The following is an 18,676-nucleotide window of genomic DNA, read 5'->3' on the forward strand; positions in this document are numbered from 1 at the left end:
TAATTATTTGATTGTACTTTTGATTGTAACGTAGGATTTGTTAGCACCTGGTACGTTACCTTTGATCAAAAGTACTCCGTTTTCTGTGTCTGCTTTAACGATTTCCAAGTTTTGGATCGTTACTCGGTTACCACCCATACGTCCTGGTAATAATTTACCTTTCATAACGCGGTTAATGATGATACCCATTGAACCTGGTCGACGGTGATAACGAGAACCGTGTCCCATAGGTCCACGTTGTTGGTTATCTTTCTTAATTGAACCAGCGAAACCGTGTCCTTTAGACGTACCTGTTACATCTACGAAGTTACCTGCTTCGAAGATATCGGCATTGATTTCGTCACCAACTTTGTATTCTCCAAGCTCAACATCGCGGATTTCACGAACGAAGCGCTTAGGAGCAGTATTTGCTTTATCTGCATGACCTTTAGCAGGTTTGTTTACTGATACAGCGCGTTGATCGTCAAAACCTAATTGGATAGCTTCGTAGCCATCATTTTCCATTGTTTTAACTTGCATTACAACGTTAGTACCAACTTCGATAACTGTTACAGGTACTAATTCCCCTGCTTCAGTAAAGACTTGTGTCATACCTACTTTTTTTCCTAAGATTCCTTTTGTGGTCATGAGTACACCTCCAATTTATTATTTGTTTTATTTAGTATTATAATTTGATTTCAATATCAACGCCAGATGGTAAGTCAAGTTTCATCAATGAATCAACTGTCTTAGGTGTTGGGTTAACAATGTCAATCAAACGTTTGTGTGTGCGCATTTCAAATTGTTCACGTGAATCTTTGTATTTATGTGGTGAACGGATAACTGTATAAATTGTACGTTCTGTAGGCAATGGGATTGGGCCAGAGATTTCTGCACCTGTTCTCTTTGCTGTTTCTACAATCTTATCAGCTGATTGATCTAAAATGCGGTGTTCGTATGCCTTTAAACGGATACGGATTTTTTGTTTTGCCATGTTCGTTTCCTCCTTCGTCTATTTTAAAAATAAGACTAGCTCCGTGAAAATTACCGTCGCACCTGTGGCAAAGCATCCGGGCGTGTCGCAACCTTTCACATCATAGCTCATTTAAAAATATAAAACAACTATATATACTTGTCCCTTGCACAAGTACCTTTCTATAATATTACAGCTAGGCTCTTAAAGCAAGGACTTTTTTCAATATTTTTGCAAAAAATTAAATGAAATTGTTTTCACACAATTTAGCTTAAGTTCAACCTTTATAGTATCCCTTATTTTCAACTCATTTGCAAATCAAAGGTATTTTATTTATCAATTAACTTACCTAATTGATGACTAACTTTCACAAACACGTCTTCAAATCCGTTTAATTTAGCTTTTAATAACATTCTTTGCCATACTGCTTGTTCTACTTGCTTAATTTCTGCCAGTTGCTCCATTCGTTTTCGAACAGCGTGATTTTGCTGATATTCCACCGCCATTTTTAACGGTAATTGCTCACTTAAATCAAACGTTGGTATTTCTGGTGTGAATCGCCCTAAAACCTCTTCAAAACGTGCTTTTTCGCCTTGTTTCAACCCTAATAACTTTTCACTTTCTTCTATTATATAGGCCAAATTTTCAGCAGTTAATCCTTGTGTTAAATATACATATTCTGCTTGCGTACCAACTTCAAACTGTCGCAATTCATTTTGTAAATCTAAAACGCATTGGCAAGCTTCGTTCCATTTAAATTCCTGCGCTAATGATTCTAAAGAAACTTCATCATTTTTGAAACCGCCGACTTTTTGTACTAATTTTAAAACACGTTGTAAATTCAATAAGTAATCTAACCAGACCGCCAAAATTTGTTTAGTTTGTAATCTATCCCAAATCAATCCATAAGCTTTTAAATTATTAAACAAAACATCCGAAACATCAGCTGCCACAGTATTATCTTGCACCCACAAAGCGATCGCTGTAATTTTAGCGCTTAACATATTCTCCAAAGTCAACGGATCGCTAATCAAAGCCACACTTTCATCTTCATTAAATACATAACTCTTCAACAAATGCGCTTCGAATGGATTCAACTCACTTGTTTGCGCCCATAAATTCAAACCGGTAAAACCTGAAATATCTTTAATAATCGGATTCAACGTTGAAATAGCATCATTAGCATGTCGATAATTAATTAATTTATCAGGATGATCTAACATCCAACTTTTTTCTTCCTCAGTTAACAAACGCCAAGGATCTGGAGCTGAAAAAACTTGTGCCTGTTTTTGAAAATGAGCACCCATTACCATTGCTAAACTTCCACCTAAAGAGTGTCCTGTAAAATAAAATTCACTTTGCGGATAACGCTGCATTAATTGCTCTAAATAATTTTGCGCACTAGTAAATTGGCTCAAGACAGTTTCCACTTCCCCTGTTTCACTCGTAACTTGTAAATATTCCCTTTGGCCTTTAACAATACCTTGAATATCTTGTGAAATATCTTTGGGGTTTTTACCGGCAAATCCCATAGTAACTTTTTCAGAATTACCCGTCCCTGCAAAGGCTACAATTACTGTTGAAAATTCTCCTTGTGACCGCTCATTTGATTGAGCTACTTGCCGTGGCGCAACAATTAACATTTGTAAACCATTAGTTAAATTATTATAAGCATCTATTACAAAATAGTCTTGGCCCGCAAAAGTTTGCCAAGTACCATTTTCAGGTTGTGGATATGCTTTACGAAATGTTTGCCAAGCTTTTTGATCAACACAATATGCCCAATCTGAAAGAGAGCATAAATTCTGCGCTGTAATTTTCAATTTTAGATCCATTTTTTCACCTCCTTAAATACAAAAAAATAGGATTATGCTCTCTTGAGCATAATCCTATTTCTTATATTAAGCAATCAAAAATTAATCTGCGTCTCCGCCGTTTTTCTTAATGATTTCTTCTTGAATTGACTTAGGTACTGGTTCGTAGTGATCCATTGTCATTGAGAATGTACCACGACCTTGTGTTGCAGAACGCAATGTTGTTGCGTAACCGAACATTTCTGATAATGGAACAAATGCATTAACAACTTGTGCATTACCACGAGCTTCCATACCTTCAACACGACCACGACGAGCTGTAACGTGTCCCATAACATCACCTAAGTTATCTTCTGGGGCAACAACTTCAACTTTCATGATTGGTTCAAGAATTACAGCGCCAGCTTTCTTAGCAGCGTTACGTAATGATAAGGATGCAGCAACTTTAAATGCAGCTTCACTAGAATCGACATCATGGTAGCTACCATCATATAATTTAGCTTTAACATCAATTAATGGATAACCAGCTAACACACCGTTTGTCATAGATTCTTTCAATCCAGCTTCAACTGAAGGGATGTATTCACGAGGAACAACCCCACCAACGATAGCATTTTCAAATTCAAAGCCTTTACCTTCTTCGTTAGGTGTGAATTCGATCCATACATCACCGTATTGACCTTTACCACCAGATTGACGAACGAATTTACCTTGAGATTGAACAGATTTTGTAAATGTTTCACGATAAGCAACTTGTGGAGCACCAACTTTAGCTTCAACGTTAAATTCACGACGCATACGGTCAACGATGATATCTAAGTGTAACTCACCCATACCAGCGATTAATGTTTCACCAGTTTCTTGGTTTGTTTCAGCTTTGAATGTTGGATCTTCTTCAGCAAGTTTTTGTAAAGCAACACCCATTTTATCTTGGTCAGCTTTTGAGTTTGGTTCGATAGATACTTGGATAACTGGGTCTGGGAATTCCATTGATTCAAGAATTAACGGACGTTTTGGATCTGTTAATGAATCACCAGTTGTTGTATTTTTGAAACCAATTGCAGCAGCAATATCACCAGAGAATACTTCTGAGATTTCTTTACGTGTGTTTGAGTGCATTTGTAATAAACGACCTACACGTTCACGACGATCTTTAGATGCGTTTAATACATATGAACCAGATTCTAATGTACCTGTGTAAACACGGAAGAATGTTAAACGACCAACGAATGGATCTGTAGCGATCTTGAATGCAAGACCTGCAAATGGATCTTCATCGTTAGCAACTAATTCAATTTCTTCACCTTCAGGTGTTGTAGCGCTATAAGGTTTAACATCTAATGGAGATGGTAAGTATGCATTAACACCATCAAGCATCATTTGAACACCTTTATTCTTGAAAGCAGAACCAGCAAAGACTGGATATACTTCTAAAGCTAATGTAGCTTTACGAATAGCAGCTTTAATTTCATCGTTAGAAATTTCTTCACCTTCAAGGTATTTTTCCATAAGGTCTTCGTCGATATCTGCAAGAGCTTCGATCATTGCATCGCGACGTTCTTGAGCTTCTTCACGATATTCTTCTGGTACGTCTACAACTGTATAGTTAGTACCAGATGCATCTGCATCGTATAAGTCAGCTTTCATTTCGATTAAGTCAATAACACCTTGGAACTCTGTTTCAGCACCAATTGGCATTTGAACTGGTAATGGGTTAGCTTGTAAACGGTCTTCGATTGTGCTTACAGCATAGTCAAAGTTTGCACCTGTTTTATCCATTTTGTTAAGGAATACGATACGAGGTACACCGTATGTTGTAGCTTGACGCCATACGTTTTCAGTTTGTGGTTCTACACCTGATTGTGCATCTAAAACAACTACAGCACCATCAAGAACACGTAAGGAACGTTCTACTTCAACTGTGAAGTCCACGTGTCCTGGTGTATCGATAATGTTGATACGGTTGCCTTTCCATTCGGCAGTTGTTGCAGCAGATGTGATTGTAATACCACGTTCTTGTTCTTGTTCCATCCAGTCCATTTGTGAAGCACCTTCGTGTGTTTCACCGATTTTATGGATTTTACCTGTATAATACAAAATACGTTCAGTAGTTGTTGTTTTACCAGCATCAATGTGGGCAACAATACCAATGTTACGTGTATGGTCTAATGAGAATTCACGTTTGTTTGCCATTGAGAATTTCTCTCCTTCCGATATTAGCAATAATTTTTAAAAAAATTATAGTTCAATTATATCATTTTAAAAAAAAGACTACTATTGATTTTTTCTAAATCGCATAGTAGCCATTTTTTTAAAAGATTACCAACGATAATGTGCGAATGCACGGTTTGCATCAGCCATCTTGTGTGTGTCTTCACGTTTCTTAACAGATGCACCTGTGTTGTTAGCAGCATCCATAATTTCTTTAGCTAAACGTTCTGACATTGTATGTTCGCCACGAAGACGAGCATAGTTTACTAACCAACGTAAACCTAAAGTTGTACGACGTTCTGGACGTACTTCGATAGGAACTTGGTAGTTAGAACCACCAACACGACGAGCTTTAACTTCAAGCACTGGCATGATGTTGTTCATTGCTTCTTCAAATACTTCTAATGGTTCATTTCCTGTTTGTTCTTTAATAATATCAAATGATTGGTATAAAATCTTTGATGCAGTACCACGTTTACCGTCTAACATTAAGCGGTTGATTAAACGTGTAACCAATTTTGAGTTATAAATTGGATCTGGCATTACGTCGCGTTTTGCGACAGCACCTTTTCTTGGCATCTAAATAACCTCCTCTTATTTCTTAGGTTTCTTTGCACCGTATTTAGAACGGCTTTGCATACGTCCATCAACACCAGCTGTGTCTAACGCACCACGAACGATGTGGTAACGAACCCCTGGTAAATCCTTAACACGACCACCGCGGATAAGTACCACGCTGTGTTCTTGTAAGTTATGACCGATACCTGGGATATATGCTGTAACTTCGATTAAGTTTGATAAACGAACACGAGCATACTTACGTAAAGCTGAGTTAGGTTTCTTAGGTGTCATTGTACCGACACGAGTTGCTACACCACGTTTTTGAGGTGCAGGATTTTTTGTTTGAACTTTTTTATGACTGTTATACCCAAAATTTAAAGCTGGGGAATCAGATTTTGAACTTTTAGATTTACGACCCTTGCGAATTAATTGGTTGATTGTAGGCATCTAAAAAGTCCTCCTTCCTAAATTTTCGATTATTTTTTAAGTACACACATCCAGGAGTTTCATTTTTTGGGTTTAAAAAAATAACGTCCCGATGTACGTTGTTTGTTGGTCTGCTTATTACTATGTACAGTCAGCACGTTCTTAGTTAATCTAAGAGAACTGTTATTAGTAAAGCACCTTGAATAGAATAGCATGTTCTAACTAGCAATGTCAATTCTTTTTTTCAAAAAAATCCGATCTTTTTACGAAAAATCTTCGAGCATTTTACGTATCTAGTTATTGAGGAGGTTGTTTATTGTGTTCTATCTAATTTTATTTATTTTTTTAAGTTGTTGGGGATCTTTTATCACTTGTTGTGCTTGGCGTTTGACTCATCATTATTCACTTTGTATTCCGTATTCTTTTTGTGATCACTGTCTCACGCCACTCAAGCCCTGGCAATTAATCCCGTTATTTGGTTTTATCGTTCAAAATAGCCATTGTTATTTTTGTAAACATGTTTTACCCCCCACTTCTTTTATTTTAGAAATATTACTCCCTTTGTATGGCATCAGTTTAATTTCACAAAATTATTACTCAACATTTAGTCTATTGCAAATATTTATTATATTAAGTTGGCTGTTATTTTTAGCTTTACAAGATTACTACACACAAACAGTCTCCAGTTTTTGCCTTTTCAGCGGCTATACTTTCTTATTATTTCCTATTTTAAATCGGACTTTAACAATTACAAATCTAATAGGCACTTTGAGCATCAGTCTATTTTTAACGCTCTTTGTATTATTAAACATGCTAGGCATGGGGGATTTACTTTTAGTAAACATTTTAAGCTTACTTTTCAATTGGTATTTTGTTGTTTATCTTATTTTTTTAGCTTCCTGCTTAGCTATCATATTTCGTTTAATGCCAAACATTTCTACTAAAAAAACCTTTCCTTTTATCCCCTATCTAACCCTAAGTTGCGCCTTGTTAATTTTTATTAATACTTTTTATCCCCTCATATCTATGTAAACAAAAAAAGAGAAGTGAAATTAATCACTTCTCTCAAAAATATTATTTATTATTCTGAATCAGTTGCTTTAAATTGAGATGAGTCGGGAATTTCCATTCCTGCTTCAACATCAGCAATTGAGTAAACACTCTTAGATACAGTACCTACTTCTTCTGGTTCAACATCACGGTATTTCTTCATACCTGTACCGGCAGGAATAATCTTACCAATGATAACATTTTCTTTCAATCCAATTAATGGATCATTCTTACCACGAATAGCAGCATCTGTTAAGACACGTGTTGTTTCTTGGAAGGAAGCAGCAGACAAGAAACTGTTTGTTTCAAGTGAGGCTTTTGTAATACCAAGAAGAACTGGACGTGCAGTTGCAGGAATACCACCATTAATGATTGTTGGTGCATTTTTATCTTTGAAATCATCAATATCAAGTAATGTACCAGGTAATAATTCTGTTTCACCTGGATCCATAACGCGTACTTTACGTAGCATTTGGCGAGCCATTACTTCAATGTGTTTATCAGAGATTTCTACCCCTTGCATACGGTAAACTTTTTGAACTTGTTCTAAGATGTAGTTTTCTGTTGTTAAGACATCACGAACTTTAATAAGTTCTTTAGGATCAATAGAACCAACAGTCAATGCTTGACCACGTTTGATTTCTTGACCTTCTTGAACGTTTAAGACAGCTGTATAAGGTAAGCTGTATGTTCTTGTATCAGTTTCACCAGCAACGGTAACTTCTTTTGTTCTTTCAGCAGGGTTTTCTTCAATTGATTCAACCACACCTGTAACTTCAGTAATTGTAGCACGACCCTTAGGATTACGTGCTTCAAAAATTTCTTGAACACGAGGAAGACCTTGAGTGATATCATCACCGGCAACCCCACCCGTGTGGAATGTACGCATTGTTAACTGTGTACCTGGTTCACCGATAGATTGAGCAGCAACTGTACCAACAGCTTCACCGACTTCAACTTCATCACCAGTAGCCATATTACGTCCATAACAGTGTTCACACACACCGTGGCGTGTATTACATGTAAATGCAGAACGGATTGTAACTGTTTCAACACCAGCTTCAATAATTTCTTTAGAAATTGTTTCATCCATCATAACATTAGCAGGAACGATTAATTCGCCTGTTTCTGGATGGTAAACTGATTTCATTGTGTAACGACCTAAGATACGTTCGTATAATGATTCAATTTCTTGATTGTTTTCAACAATTGCAGAAACTTCTAAACCACGATCTGTACCACAGTCTTTTTCACGAATGATAACATCTTGAGCAACATCAACTAAACGACGTGTTAAGTAACCTGAATCGGCAGTCTTCAAGGCCGTATCGGTCATACCTTTACGAGCACCGTGAGTGGAAATAAACATTTCCAACACTGTTAAACCTTCACGGAAGTTAGAAATAACTGGTAATTCCATTGTTTTACCGTTCGGAGCAGCCATCAAACCACGCATACCAGCAAGCTGCGTAAAGTTAGAAATGTTACCACGAGCACCGGAATCACTCATCATTTGAATTGGGTTAGAAGGATCCATCATATCAACAAGTTTACCTTGGATGACATCTTTAGCTTCATTCCAAATTGCAATAACACGGTTATAACGTTCATCTTCTGTAATTAAACCACGACGGAATTGTTTAGCAACTGTTTCAACTTTCTTATGCGCAACAGCAACAATATCTTTCTTTTCTTTAAGATCTGTAACGTCGGCGATACCAACAGTCACACCAGATTTTGTTGATTCTGCATAACCTAAGTCTTTCATTCTATCAAGTAATTCAGCTGTTTCTGTAACTTTATAACGTTTATAAACTTCAGCGATAATATCTGATAAGAAACCTGATTTGAATGGTGTTACTAAAGGTTGTGTTTTTAAGAATTCATGAATATCTTGACCTGGTTCTAAGAAATATTTATCTGGGATACCTTGTGTCAAGTTTTCTTCAGTTGGTTCATTTAAATAAATGAAGTCAGCTGGAAGAATTTCATTAAACATTGCTTTACCAGCAGTTGTAACTAAAATACGATCTTTTTGCCAATCTGTGAATGGTTTACCTTGTGCTACAAGTGAGTCAGTTTGTAACCCAACACGTGTGTGCAAGTGAACGTAGTTATTTTGATAAGCTGTTCGGATTTCATTAACATCTTTGAAGATCATACCTTCGCCAACGCGATCTTTAGCTTCAACAGTCATGTAATAGTTACCGATTGTCATATCTTGAGATGGTGAAATGATAGGTTTACCATCTTTTGGAGCCAAGATATGGTGAGCAGCTAACATTAATAAACGAGCTTCAGCTTGAGCTTCATCTGATAAAGGAACGTGGATAGCCATTTGGTCCCCATCAAAATCGGCATTATAAGCTTCACAAGCTAATGGGTGTAAGCGCATAGCTTTACCATCAACTAAAACTGGTTCGAATGCTTGGATACCCAAACGGTGCAATGTAGGGGCCCGGTTCAAGAGAACTGGGTGTTCTTTGATAACATCTTCTAAGACATCCCAAATATCTTCATCGCGACGTTCGATTTTACGTTTCGCATTTTTAATGTTTGTTGACATTTCACGAGCTACAAGTTCTTTCATCATGAATGGTTTAAATAATTCTAAAGCCATTTCATGTGGAATACCCATTTGGCTAAGTTTCAATTTAGGACCAACATCAATAACTGAACGTCCTGAGTAATCGACACGTTTACCAAGTAAGTTTTGACGGAAACGACCTTGTTTCCCTTTAAGCATGTGTGACAATGATTTCAATGGACGGTTACCAGGACCAGTCACAGGACGGCCACGACGACCATTATCAATCAAAGCATCAACAGCTTCTTGTAACATACGTTTTTCATTTTGAACGATAATTCCTGGTGCATTTAAATCTAATAAACGTTTCAAACGATTATTACGGTTAATTACACGACGATATAAATCATTCAAGTCAGATGTTGCAAAACGTCCACCTTCTAATTGAACCATTGGGCGCAAATCAGGAGGGATAACAGGAACAACATCCATTACCATCCATTCTGGTTTATTTCCAGAATGTAAGAAAGCTTCTAAAATGTCTAAACGACGCACAGCACGTGTCCGTTTTTGACCTGTAACTTCTTTAAGTTCTTCTTTTAAAGCAGCACATTCGCCTTCTAAGTCAACATCATGAAGCAAGGTACGGATAGCTTCTGCACCCATACTTGCTTTAAAACCTTGACCATATTCTTCACGTTTTTCACGATATTCACGTTCTGTTAAAAGTTGTTTTCTTTCTAAAGGTGTTTCACCAGCATCTGTAACAACGTAAGATGCGAAATAAATAATTTCTTCTAACGCACGTGGGCTCATATCAAGCACAAGACCCATACGACTTGGAATACCTTTGAAGTACCAAATATGTGTTACAGGAGCTGCAAGTTCAATGTGAGCCATACGTTCACGACGAACTTTAGAGCGTGTAACTTCAACACCACAGCGATCACAAACAATACCCTTATAACGGATACGTTTATATTTACCACAGGCACATTCCCAATCTTTTGTAGGTCCAAAGATCCGTTCATCGAACAGACCGTCTTTTTCTGGTTTCAATGTACGATAGTTAATAGTTTCCGGTTTCTTAACTTCACCATAAGACCAGCTACGGATCTTATCTGATGAAGCCAAACCAATTTGCATACTATCGAATTTGTTGACATCGATCAAAGGATCGACCTCCTTTTAAATTTATTGAGTTTTCTAACGAATACGACTATTTTTCAGAGTTTGCTTCTTCAAGTTTTGCTTTTTCACGAGCGGCTTTCTTTTCAGCTTCTTCTTTAGCAATTTGACTTAAAGCATCAACATTAAGAATATCATCATCTTCATCATCCATATCGCGTAACTCAATTTCTTGTTTATCACTATCGAGCACTTTCATATCGAGACCTAATGATTGTAATTCTTTAACTAACACGCGGAATGATTCCGGTACACCTGGTTTTGGAATTGGTTCGCCTTTAACAATAGCTTCGTATGTCTTAACACGACCAACAACATCATCAGATTTATAAGTTAAAATTTCTTGTAATGTGTATGCAGCACCATAAGCTTCAAGCGCCCAAACTTCCATTTCACCGAAACGTTGTCCACCGAATTGTGCTTTACCACCAAGCGGTTGTTGTGTAACAAGTGAGTATGGTCCAATTGAACGTGCGTGAATCTTATCATCAACCATGTGAGCTAATTTCATATAGTACATAACACCTACAGAAATACGGTTATCAAAGGCATCACCAGTCCGACCATCATATAAGACAGTCTTACCATCAGCTGGTAAACTAGCTTCTTCTAACGCACCCCAGATATCATCATCAGTTGCACCATCAAAAACAGGTGAAGCAACATGGATACCTAATTTACGAGCAGCCATACCTAAGTGTAATTCTAAAACTTGTCCAATGTTCATCCGTGAAGGAACACCCATTGGTGAAAGCATAATATCAATTGGAGTACCATCTGGCATAAATGGCATATCTTCTTCAGGAACTACGATGGAAACAGTACCTTTGTTACCATGACGTCCAGCCATTTTATCCCCAACTTGTAATTTACGTTTTTGTGCAATGTAGACACGAACCATCATATTAACACCAGGTGCTAATTCATCGCCAGCGTCACGTGTAAAGATTTTAACATCTTGTACAATACCGCCGCCACCATGAGGAACGCGTAATGATGTATCACGTACTTCACGTGCTTTTTCACCAAAGATTGCATGTAATAAACGTTCTTCAGCTGATAATTCTGTCATACCTTTAGGTGTAACTTTACCAACTAAGATATCGCCATCTTTAACTTCGGCACCGATTCGAACAATCCCGAATTCATCAAGATCTTTCAACGCATCTTCACCAACATTAGGAATTTCACGAGTCATTTCTTCAGGCCCTAATTTTGTATCACGAGCTTCTGATTCATGTTCTTCAATGTGAATAGATGTATATACATCTTCTTTAACTAAACGTTCGTTGATTGCGATCGCATCTTCGAAGTTATAACCATCCCAAGTCATGAAGGCAATTAATGGGTTTTGACCTAAAGCCAATTCTCCACTTTCCATTGCTGGTCCATCTGCTAAAACATCATCAGCATCGACTTGATCACCAACACGTACGATTGGACGTTGGTTATAGTTTTTACCACCATTGGAACGGTGGAATTTCATTAATTTATATTTATCTAAAGTTCCGTCTTCTTGACGAATACGAACTTCACGTGCATCAACATATTCAACCACACCAGAGTTCTTCGCAATTAAAGCAACACCGGAGTCATGGGCTGTTTTATATTCGATACCTGTACCAACAAGTGGTGCATGAGGTTCAATCAATGGAACAGCTTGACGCTGCATGTTAGCACCCATTAAAGCACGGTTAGAGTCATCGTTTTCCAAGAAAGGAATACATGCTGTCGCAACCGCAACTACTTGTTTAGGAGAAACATCCATGTAGTCAACTTTATCTACTGTGATTTCGATATTTTCATTTTTGTAACGAGCCATAACAACATCATCTTTAAATGAACCATCTTCGTTTAAAGGTGAGTTAGCTTGGGCTACAACGTAATGATCTTCTTCATCAGCTGTTAAATAATCTAACTTATCAGTAACTTTGTGTGTATCCCATGAAACACGACGATATGGAGTTTCAACAAAACCATATTTGTTAACACGTGCATATGTGGATAAACTGTTAATCAAACCGATGTTAGGACCTTCTGGAGTTTCGATTGGACACATACGACCATAGTGAGTATAGTGAACGTCACGAACTTCATAGCCGGCACGATCACGAGTCAAACCACCAGGCCCTAAGGCTGATAGACGACGTTTGTGTGTCAATTCACCTAATGGGTTTGTTTGATCCATGAACTGTGATAACTGTGAACTACCAAAGAATTCTTTGATAGAAGCTACTACAGGTCGGATATTGATTAATTGTTGTGGTGTAATTGTGTTAGCGTCTTGGATTGACATCCGTTCACGTACAACACGTTCCATCCGTGATAAACCAATTCTAAATTGGTTTTGTAATAATTCACCAACGGCACGAATACGACGGTTACCCAAGTGATCAATATCATCAACTTCACCAATACCTTCTTGTAAGTTAAAGAAGTAATTCATAGAAGCAATAATATCAGCAGGTGTGATGTGTTTGAAGTCAATGTCAATATTGCCATTGCCAATCATATTAACAACACGTTCTGGATCTTTTGCAGAGTAAACTTTGATCATTTGTAATGTCATTGGTTCTGTAACAACACCCTCTTCTGATGGGTAGAATGTTACTGTATGGAAATCATCACGATCTAAGAATGGAGCTAATTCTTCCATTACTTGATTTGTAATAAGTGTTCCTTCTTCAAAAAGAACTTCCCCTGTTTCAGGATTAGCTAATGTTTCAGCTAAAACTGTATCTAAAAGGCGTGTTTTTAAATCAAGTTTCTTGTTAATCTTGTAACGACCAACTGGTGCCAAGTCATAACGACGTGGGTCAAAGAAACGAGCTGTTAATAAACTACGTGAGCTATCAGCTGTCTTTGGTTCACCGGGACGTAAACGTTCATAAACATCTTTCAATGCTTCTTCAACACGTGAATCTTCTGTGTTTTTATGAACATCTTTTTCTAAAGTTAACATTAAGCTATCATTTTCGCCTAACATTTCTAAAATTTCGCTATCTGAACCGTAACCTAAAGCACGAATTAATTCTGTTAAAGGTAATTTACGTGTGCGATCAATACGAACATAAGCAACATTTTTTGCGTCTGTTTCATATTCTAACCAAGCACCACGGTTAGGAATAACTGTTGTTCCATAATTTGTTCGACCATTTTTATCAATTTCAGAATTAAAATAGACACCTGGTGAACGAACTAATTGGGAAACGATAACACGTTCGGCACCGTTAATGATGAACGTACCTTGTTCTGTCATTAATGGAAATTCTCCGAAAAATACATCTTGTGACTTCATTTCTCCAGTTTCGTGGTTATTAAATCGTAATGTAACGTGTAATGGAGCAGAGTAATTTGCATCATGTTGTCGAGCTTCTTCGACTGTGTACTTTGGTTTAAGTAATTGATAATCAACGAATTCTAAAGATAAATTACCTGCAAAATCTTCGATAGGCATAATGTCTTCAAACATTTCGCGTAGACCTTCGTCTAAGAACCATTGATAAGAATCAGTTTGGATCTCGATTAAGTTAGGCACTTCTAAAACTTCCTTGATACGTGCATAACTTCTACGAGTACGGTGTTTACCGTAATTCACTAAGTGTCCTGCCAAGTTGTTCACCTCTCAAAATATTTCTGTGATTGCCTTTTTTAATATTACAATTTCATTACATTTTCTTTTTTTCTGAAATTTTGGCAAAAAAAAACCAAAAACAGCTTCTACCGATAACTTCGATTCCCACTATTTTTGCTTCTTTCGCAGTCGTTATGGACAATAGATCATAACAACCGTTAAGTTCACAGTTTTGTATTGATTAATTATAGCAACACTTTTTTGAAAAGTCAATCATGAAAACAAGAAAAATCAGCCTTTCGCCAACCTTTTTTGAAAGTGCGAAAAACTGATTTCCTAATTTTAAATTATACTTCTTGTTGTTTAACCGTTAATTTAATTTTGCCATGATTTGCGCCAATTACAACTTGATCACCTGATTGAATTTCACCTGAAATCAAAGCTTCACTTAATAAATCTTCAACTTCAGTTTGTAATGCTCTTCTTAATGGTCTAGCACCATATTCAGGATCATATCCAGCTTTGGCCACCAGATCAATCGCCGCAGCTGTAATTTTTAATTCTACATTTTGTTCTTTCACACGAGTAATTAATTCCTTAGCCATGAGCTTAACAATCGCACGTAATTCAGTTTGCGTTAAACTATGGAAGATAATTGTCTCATCAATCCGATTTAAAAATTCTGGACGATATGTCTTTTTCAATGTTTCTTGAATTTTTTTAGCCATCGCTTCATGATTTTGTGATAAATCTTGCGCACCAAAACCGACTGATTTTTCATCACGTAAAGCTGTCGCACCTAAATTAGATGTCATAATAATGATAGTATTTTTAAAGTTAACTTTGCGACCTTTAGAATCTGTTAAATACCCATCATCTAAAACTTGTAACAAAATATTAAAAATATCTGGGTGAGCTTTTTCAACTTCATCTAATAAAATTACAGAATATGGATTTTGACGAACTTTTTCTGTTAATTGACCACCTTCATCATAACCAACATATCCTGGAGGTGCCCCAACCAAACGACTAGCTGCATATTTTTCCATGAATTCACTCATATCAATCCGAATCATTGCATCTTGTGAACCGAATACAGCTTGTGCTAAAGCTTTCGCTAATTCAGTCTTTCCGACACCAGTTGGTCCTAAGAACATAAATGAACCCATTGGTCGATTTGGATTTTGTAAACCACTTCGAGCTCTGCGAATAGCTTTTGAAACAGCTGTCACTGCTTCTTCTTGTCCAATTACTTGTTTGTGTAATGTCTTTTCTAAATTCAATAACCGTTGACTTTCATTTTTACTCATTTGAGTAACCGGAACACCGGTCCATTCTGAAACAATTTCAGCAATATTTTCACCTGTTACGGCTGGACGTTGTGTGCGATCATACGCTTGCGCTTGTTTAACTGTTTCTAACTTAATTAATTTTTCTGTTAATTTCTTTTCAGTTTTCATTAAATCTGCTGCTTTTTCAAATTCCAAATTAATAATAGCCGCTTGTTTTTCAACTTGAATTAAATTTAATTTTTGTTGTGTTAAAACAACTTTATCTTTTTGATCAACTTTTTGAATTTGTACTCGCGCAGCCGCTTCATCAATTAAATCAATTGCTTTATCTGGTAAATATCGATTTGTAATATATCGTTGACTTAATTTAACAGCACTCTGTAAAGCTTCATCCGTAATTTGAACATGATGATAATCTTCATATTCGTGACGAAGTCCTGCTAAAATTTCTAAACTTTCAGCTTGGTTTGGTTCTTCGATTTTAACAGTCGCAAATCTTCTTTCAAAGGCCGAATCAGTTTCAATATATTTTTGATATTCATCCAATGTTGTCGCACCAATAATTTGTACTTCACCACGGGCTAAAGCTGGTTTTAAAATGTTAGAAGCATCAATAGCACCTTCTGCTCCCCCTGCTCCAATCAATGTATGCAATTCATCAACAAATAAAATCACTGAGCCATCTTGATGAATTTCAGCTAAAATTCGTTTCAACCGATCTTCAAACTCACCACGATATTTCGTTCCTGCAACTAATGAACCCATATCAAGCAACATCACACGTTTCTTTTTCAATCCGCTTGGAACTTTTCCTTGGACTACTTTTTGTGCGAAACCTTCAGCAACTGCTGTTTTACCCACACCAGGTTCCCCTACTAAAACAGGATTATTTTTCGTCCGCCGACTTAAAATTTGAATAACACGTGCGACTTCTTTTTCCCGACCAACAACTGGATCAACTTCATGATTATAAGCCATTTTCGTTAAATCACGTGCCAATTTATCTAATGTTGGTGTTCCACTTTGCGTTGTTTGCTCAGCATCTTTTTTCCAATCTTGTTGGATTTGTTTTTGGATTCTTTGTGCTTGTGTCCGTCTGATTCCTAAACCAGCATAAACAGCTTGACGAATACGATCCACATCAATTTCTAAATTATTTAAAATTTTCAAGGCTAATGTCCCTTGAATATCCAATAACGCTAATAATAAATGTTCTGTACCAATATTTTCATCTTTAAACGATTCTTGATATTTCCGCGCTTGTGCTAAAACAATGCGCATCTTAGGTGAAAATGGTAAATAATCTGTTTTATTTTTACGGCGTAAATTACTTGTATAAGTATAATTTTCAATTTCAACTTGCACATCTACAGGGACCACTAAATATTTTTTCAAGACTTTCCCCGCAATTGTTTCGGAATTTAAAACTAAAGCCCACAATAGATGCTCCGTTCCTATCGCATGTTGTTCATATGCTTTAGCTTTTTCTTGGGCGAGTTCTAAGACCGCTTGTGCACTTGGTGTATATAAATCTCCCATGAAACCCCTTCTTTCTCTTTAACACTTTTTATATTTCAAACGATTCAAAATACTATTCACGAGTTTAGCTCGTACTAATTCTTCTTGTTGTTTATCAAGATCATTTAATGTTTGATGACTTAGCATCGTTAAAATCAAACATAATTCTTGTTCTGTTATCAATTCGTTTTCTGCTAATGTCTGAATAATAATTTCAGCTTGTCTTTCAGTTAACTGTGACATACTATTTTTCAATAACAAATCTAACAACTCACAATTTTCTTGCAGTTGAATTTTTTCAATTCTTACATAACCGCCACCACCACGTTTACTTTCTACCGCATATCCGGCTTGTTGAGAAAAGCGTGTTTTAATTACATAATTAATTTGTGATGGAACACAATCAAATTTTTCCGCAATCTGCGCTCTTTTAATTTCAATTTGATTGTTTTCAGCTAAGATACTTTTCAGATACTGTTCTATAATATCAGAAATATTTTTACCTTGCATCGGTCTCATTCCTTTATCAAATCTTTGACTAATATTGACTTTTATTATACGCAATATCTCGTTAAATAACAAATTTTTAATGCAAAAAAGGACGCAAGTTTTATCTACTTACGTCCTTAACTCATATGTGTTTTTAAGCACAAAAAAATCGGGAAGACAGGATTCGAACCTGCGACCCCCTGGTCCCAAACCAGGTGCTCTACCAAGCTGAGCTACTTCCCGAAAAAAAAGATGCACCCAGCAGGAGTCGAACCTGCAACCTTCTGATTCGTAGTCAGACACTCTATCCAGTTGCGCTATGGGTGCATATAATTTATTTAATTATATTAGAATTTATCTAATATTTAATGCCGAGGACCGGAATCGAACCGGTACGGTAATCACTTACCGCAGGATTTTAAGTCCTGTGCGTCTGCCAGTTCCGCCACCCCGGCATCTGTTATATTTATTTGATATAACAAGCGGAAGACGGGATTCGAACCCGCGACCCCCACCTTGGCAAGGTGATGTTCTACCACTGAACTACTTCCGCAAAATGCCGACTAGAGGATTCGAACCTCCGACCCTCTGATTACAAATCAGATGCTCTGCCAGCTGAGCTAAGTCGGCTTATTTAAAAATGGTGCGGGTGAAGGGAATCGAACCCCCACGTCATAAGACACTAGAACCTAAATCTAGCGCGTCTGCCAGTTCCGCCACACCCGCAACAGATCAAAAATAAAAAAATGAGTCGTGACAGGCTCGAACTGTCGACCCTCTGATTAAAAGTCAGATGCTCTACCAACTGAGCTAACGACTCAACAAATGGAGGTTACAGGGCTCGAACCTGTGACCCTCTGCTTGTAAGGCAGATGCTCTCCCAGCTGAGCTAAACCTCCGCACGGCAACGTCCTATCCTCACAGGGGGCGATCCCCCAATTACTTTCGGCGCTAAGAAGCTTAACTTCTGTGTTCGGCATGGGAACAGGTGTGTCCTTCTTGCTAGCGTCACCGCACTATTTTGTTGTTTGAAAGATTTTATTCTCTCAAAACTAGATAATAACTTTCTTTTCT

The 18,676-nt window shown here is 37.1% G+C and carries 11 protein-coding genes, 8 tRNA genes and 1 rRNA gene; 1 reads left to right on the forward strand and 19 read right to left on the reverse strand.

Annotated features, from left to right (window positions below; genetic code table 11):
* Positions 1–3: 3 nt before the first annotated feature.
* From rplC to rpsL, 6 genes are all read right to left on the reverse strand, one after another.
* Entirely contained in the window at positions 4–627 is a 624-nt protein-coding gene (rplC, locus tag G540_RS0102290; protein ID WP_027106707.1) for a 50S ribosomal protein L3, read from the reverse strand.
* Between the two features lie 37 nt (positions 628–664).
* Positions 665–973: a 30S ribosomal protein S10 gene (gene rpsJ / locus G540_RS0102295; RefSeq protein WP_027106708.1), complete on the reverse strand. Its 309-nt coding sequence runs from the start codon at positions 971–973 to the stop codon at positions 665–667.
* Between the two features lie 308 nt (positions 974–1,281).
* Positions 1,282–2,787, reverse strand: coding sequence for a lipase family protein (locus tag G540_RS0102300; RefSeq protein ID WP_051188929.1), 1,506 nt, complete (start codon positions 2,785–2,787; stop codon positions 1,282–1,284).
* Positions 2,788–2,868: 81 nt separating this feature from the next.
* On the reverse strand, positions 2,869–4,959 hold the full coding sequence (gene fusA / locus G540_RS0102310) for an elongation factor G (RefSeq protein ID WP_027106710.1): 2,091 nt from the start codon (positions 4,957–4,959) through the stop codon (positions 2,869–2,871).
* A gap of 126 nt (positions 4,960–5,085) precedes the next feature.
* Positions 5,086–5,556, reverse strand: a complete 471-nt coding sequence (gene rpsG, locus G540_RS0102315) for a 30S ribosomal protein S7 (RefSeq protein WP_027106711.1) — start codon at positions 5,554–5,556, stop codon at positions 5,086–5,088.
* A gap of 15 nt (positions 5,557–5,571) precedes the next feature.
* Positions 5,572–5,985, reverse strand: coding sequence for a 30S ribosomal protein S12 (gene rpsL, locus G540_RS0102320; RefSeq protein ID WP_027106712.1), 414 nt, complete (start codon positions 5,983–5,985; stop codon positions 5,572–5,574).
* A gap of 297 nt (positions 5,986–6,282) precedes the next feature.
* Here rpsL and G540_RS07550 point away from each other — a divergent pair, with 297 nt between their 5' ends.
* Complete coding sequence (locus G540_RS07550; protein ID WP_161808001.1) at positions 6,283–6,996, forward strand: prepilin peptidase; 714 nt, start codon at positions 6,283–6,285, stop codon at positions 6,994–6,996.
* A gap of 49 nt (positions 6,997–7,045) precedes the next feature.
* Here the strand turns inward: G540_RS07550 and rpoC are convergent, their stop codons facing one another.
* The 13 genes from rpoC to rrf form a co-directional block, all read right to left on the reverse strand.
* Positions 7,046–10,714 (reverse strand): DNA-directed RNA polymerase subunit beta', encoded by a 3,669-nt coding sequence (gene rpoC / locus G540_RS0102330; RefSeq protein ID WP_027106713.1) that lies wholly within the window; start codon positions 10,712–10,714, stop codon positions 7,046–7,048.
* A 46-nt stretch (positions 10,715–10,760) separates the two neighbouring features.
* Entirely contained in the window at positions 10,761–14,351 is a 3,591-nt protein-coding gene (gene rpoB, locus G540_RS0102335; protein WP_152973828.1) for a DNA-directed RNA polymerase subunit beta, read from the reverse strand.
* A 299-nt stretch (positions 14,352–14,650) separates the two neighbouring features.
* Complete coding sequence (locus G540_RS0102340; RefSeq protein WP_027106715.1) at positions 14,651–17,134, reverse strand: ATP-dependent Clp protease ATP-binding subunit; 2,484 nt, start codon at positions 17,132–17,134, stop codon at positions 14,651–14,653.
* An 18-nt stretch (positions 17,135–17,152) separates the two neighbouring features.
* On the reverse strand, positions 17,153–17,623 hold the full coding sequence (locus tag G540_RS0102345) for a CtsR family transcriptional regulator (protein ID WP_027106716.1): 471 nt from the start codon (positions 17,621–17,623) through the stop codon (positions 17,153–17,155).
* Between the two features lie 148 nt (positions 17,624–17,771).
* A tRNA-Pro gene (locus tag G540_RS0102350) sits at positions 17,772–17,845 on the reverse strand.
* A gap of 10 nt (positions 17,846–17,855) precedes the next feature.
* A tRNA-Arg gene (locus tag G540_RS0102355) sits at positions 17,856–17,929 on the reverse strand.
* Between the two features lie 42 nt (positions 17,930–17,971).
* Positions 17,972–18,057 (reverse strand) — tRNA-Leu (locus G540_RS0102360).
* A 26-nt stretch (positions 18,058–18,083) separates the two neighbouring features.
* Positions 18,084–18,155: transfer RNA gene (locus G540_RS0102365), tRNA-Gly, on the reverse strand.
* Positions 18,156–18,159: 4 nt separating this feature from the next.
* Positions 18,160–18,232: transfer RNA gene (locus tag G540_RS0102370), tRNA-Thr, on the reverse strand.
* Between the two features lie 11 nt (positions 18,233–18,243).
* Positions 18,244–18,328: transfer RNA gene (locus G540_RS0102375), tRNA-Leu, on the reverse strand.
* 21 nt (positions 18,329–18,349) lie between these two features.
* A tRNA-Lys gene (locus G540_RS0102380) sits at positions 18,350–18,422 on the reverse strand.
* A 6-nt stretch (positions 18,423–18,428) separates the two neighbouring features.
* A tRNA-Val gene (locus G540_RS0102385) sits at positions 18,429–18,501 on the reverse strand.
* Positions 18,502–18,618, reverse strand: a 5S ribosomal RNA gene (gene rrf / locus G540_RS0102390).
* Positions 18,619–18,676: the final 58 nt, after the last annotated feature.

Source organism: Ligilactobacillus ceti DSM 22408, assembly GCF_000423245.1.
GTDB lineage: Bacteria > Bacillota > Bacilli > Lactobacillales > Lactobacillaceae > Ligilactobacillus > Ligilactobacillus ceti.

Excerpts from the sequence above, each read along its gene's own strand:
- rplC (WP_027106707.1), bottom strand. The coding sequence starts at position 627 with ATGACCACAAAAGGAATCTTAGGAAAAAAAGTAGGTATGACACAAGTC.
- rpsJ (WP_027106708.1), bottom strand. The coding sequence starts at position 973 with ATGGCAAAACAAAAAATCCGTATCCGTTTAAAGGCATACGAACACCGC.
- G540_RS0102300 (WP_051188929.1), bottom strand. The coding sequence starts at position 2,787 with ATGGATCTAAAATTGAAAATTACAGCGCAGAATTTATGCTCTCTTTCA.
- fusA (WP_027106710.1), bottom strand. The coding sequence starts at position 4,959 with ATGGCAAACAAACGTGAATTCTCATTAGACCATACACGTAACATTGGT.
- rpsG (WP_027106711.1), bottom strand. The coding sequence starts at position 5,556 with ATGCCAAGAAAAGGTGCTGTCGCAAAACGCGACGTAATGCCAGATCCA.
- rpsL (WP_027106712.1), bottom strand. The coding sequence starts at position 5,985 with ATGCCTACAATCAACCAATTAATTCGCAAGGGTCGTAAATCTAAAAGT.
- G540_RS0102340 (WP_027106715.1), bottom strand. The coding sequence starts at position 17,134 with ATGGGAGATTTATATACACCAAGTGCACAAGCGGTCTTAGAACTCGCC.
- G540_RS0102345 (WP_027106716.1), bottom strand. The coding sequence starts at position 17,623 with ATGCAAGGTAAAAATATTTCTGATATTATAGAACAGTATCTGAAAAGT.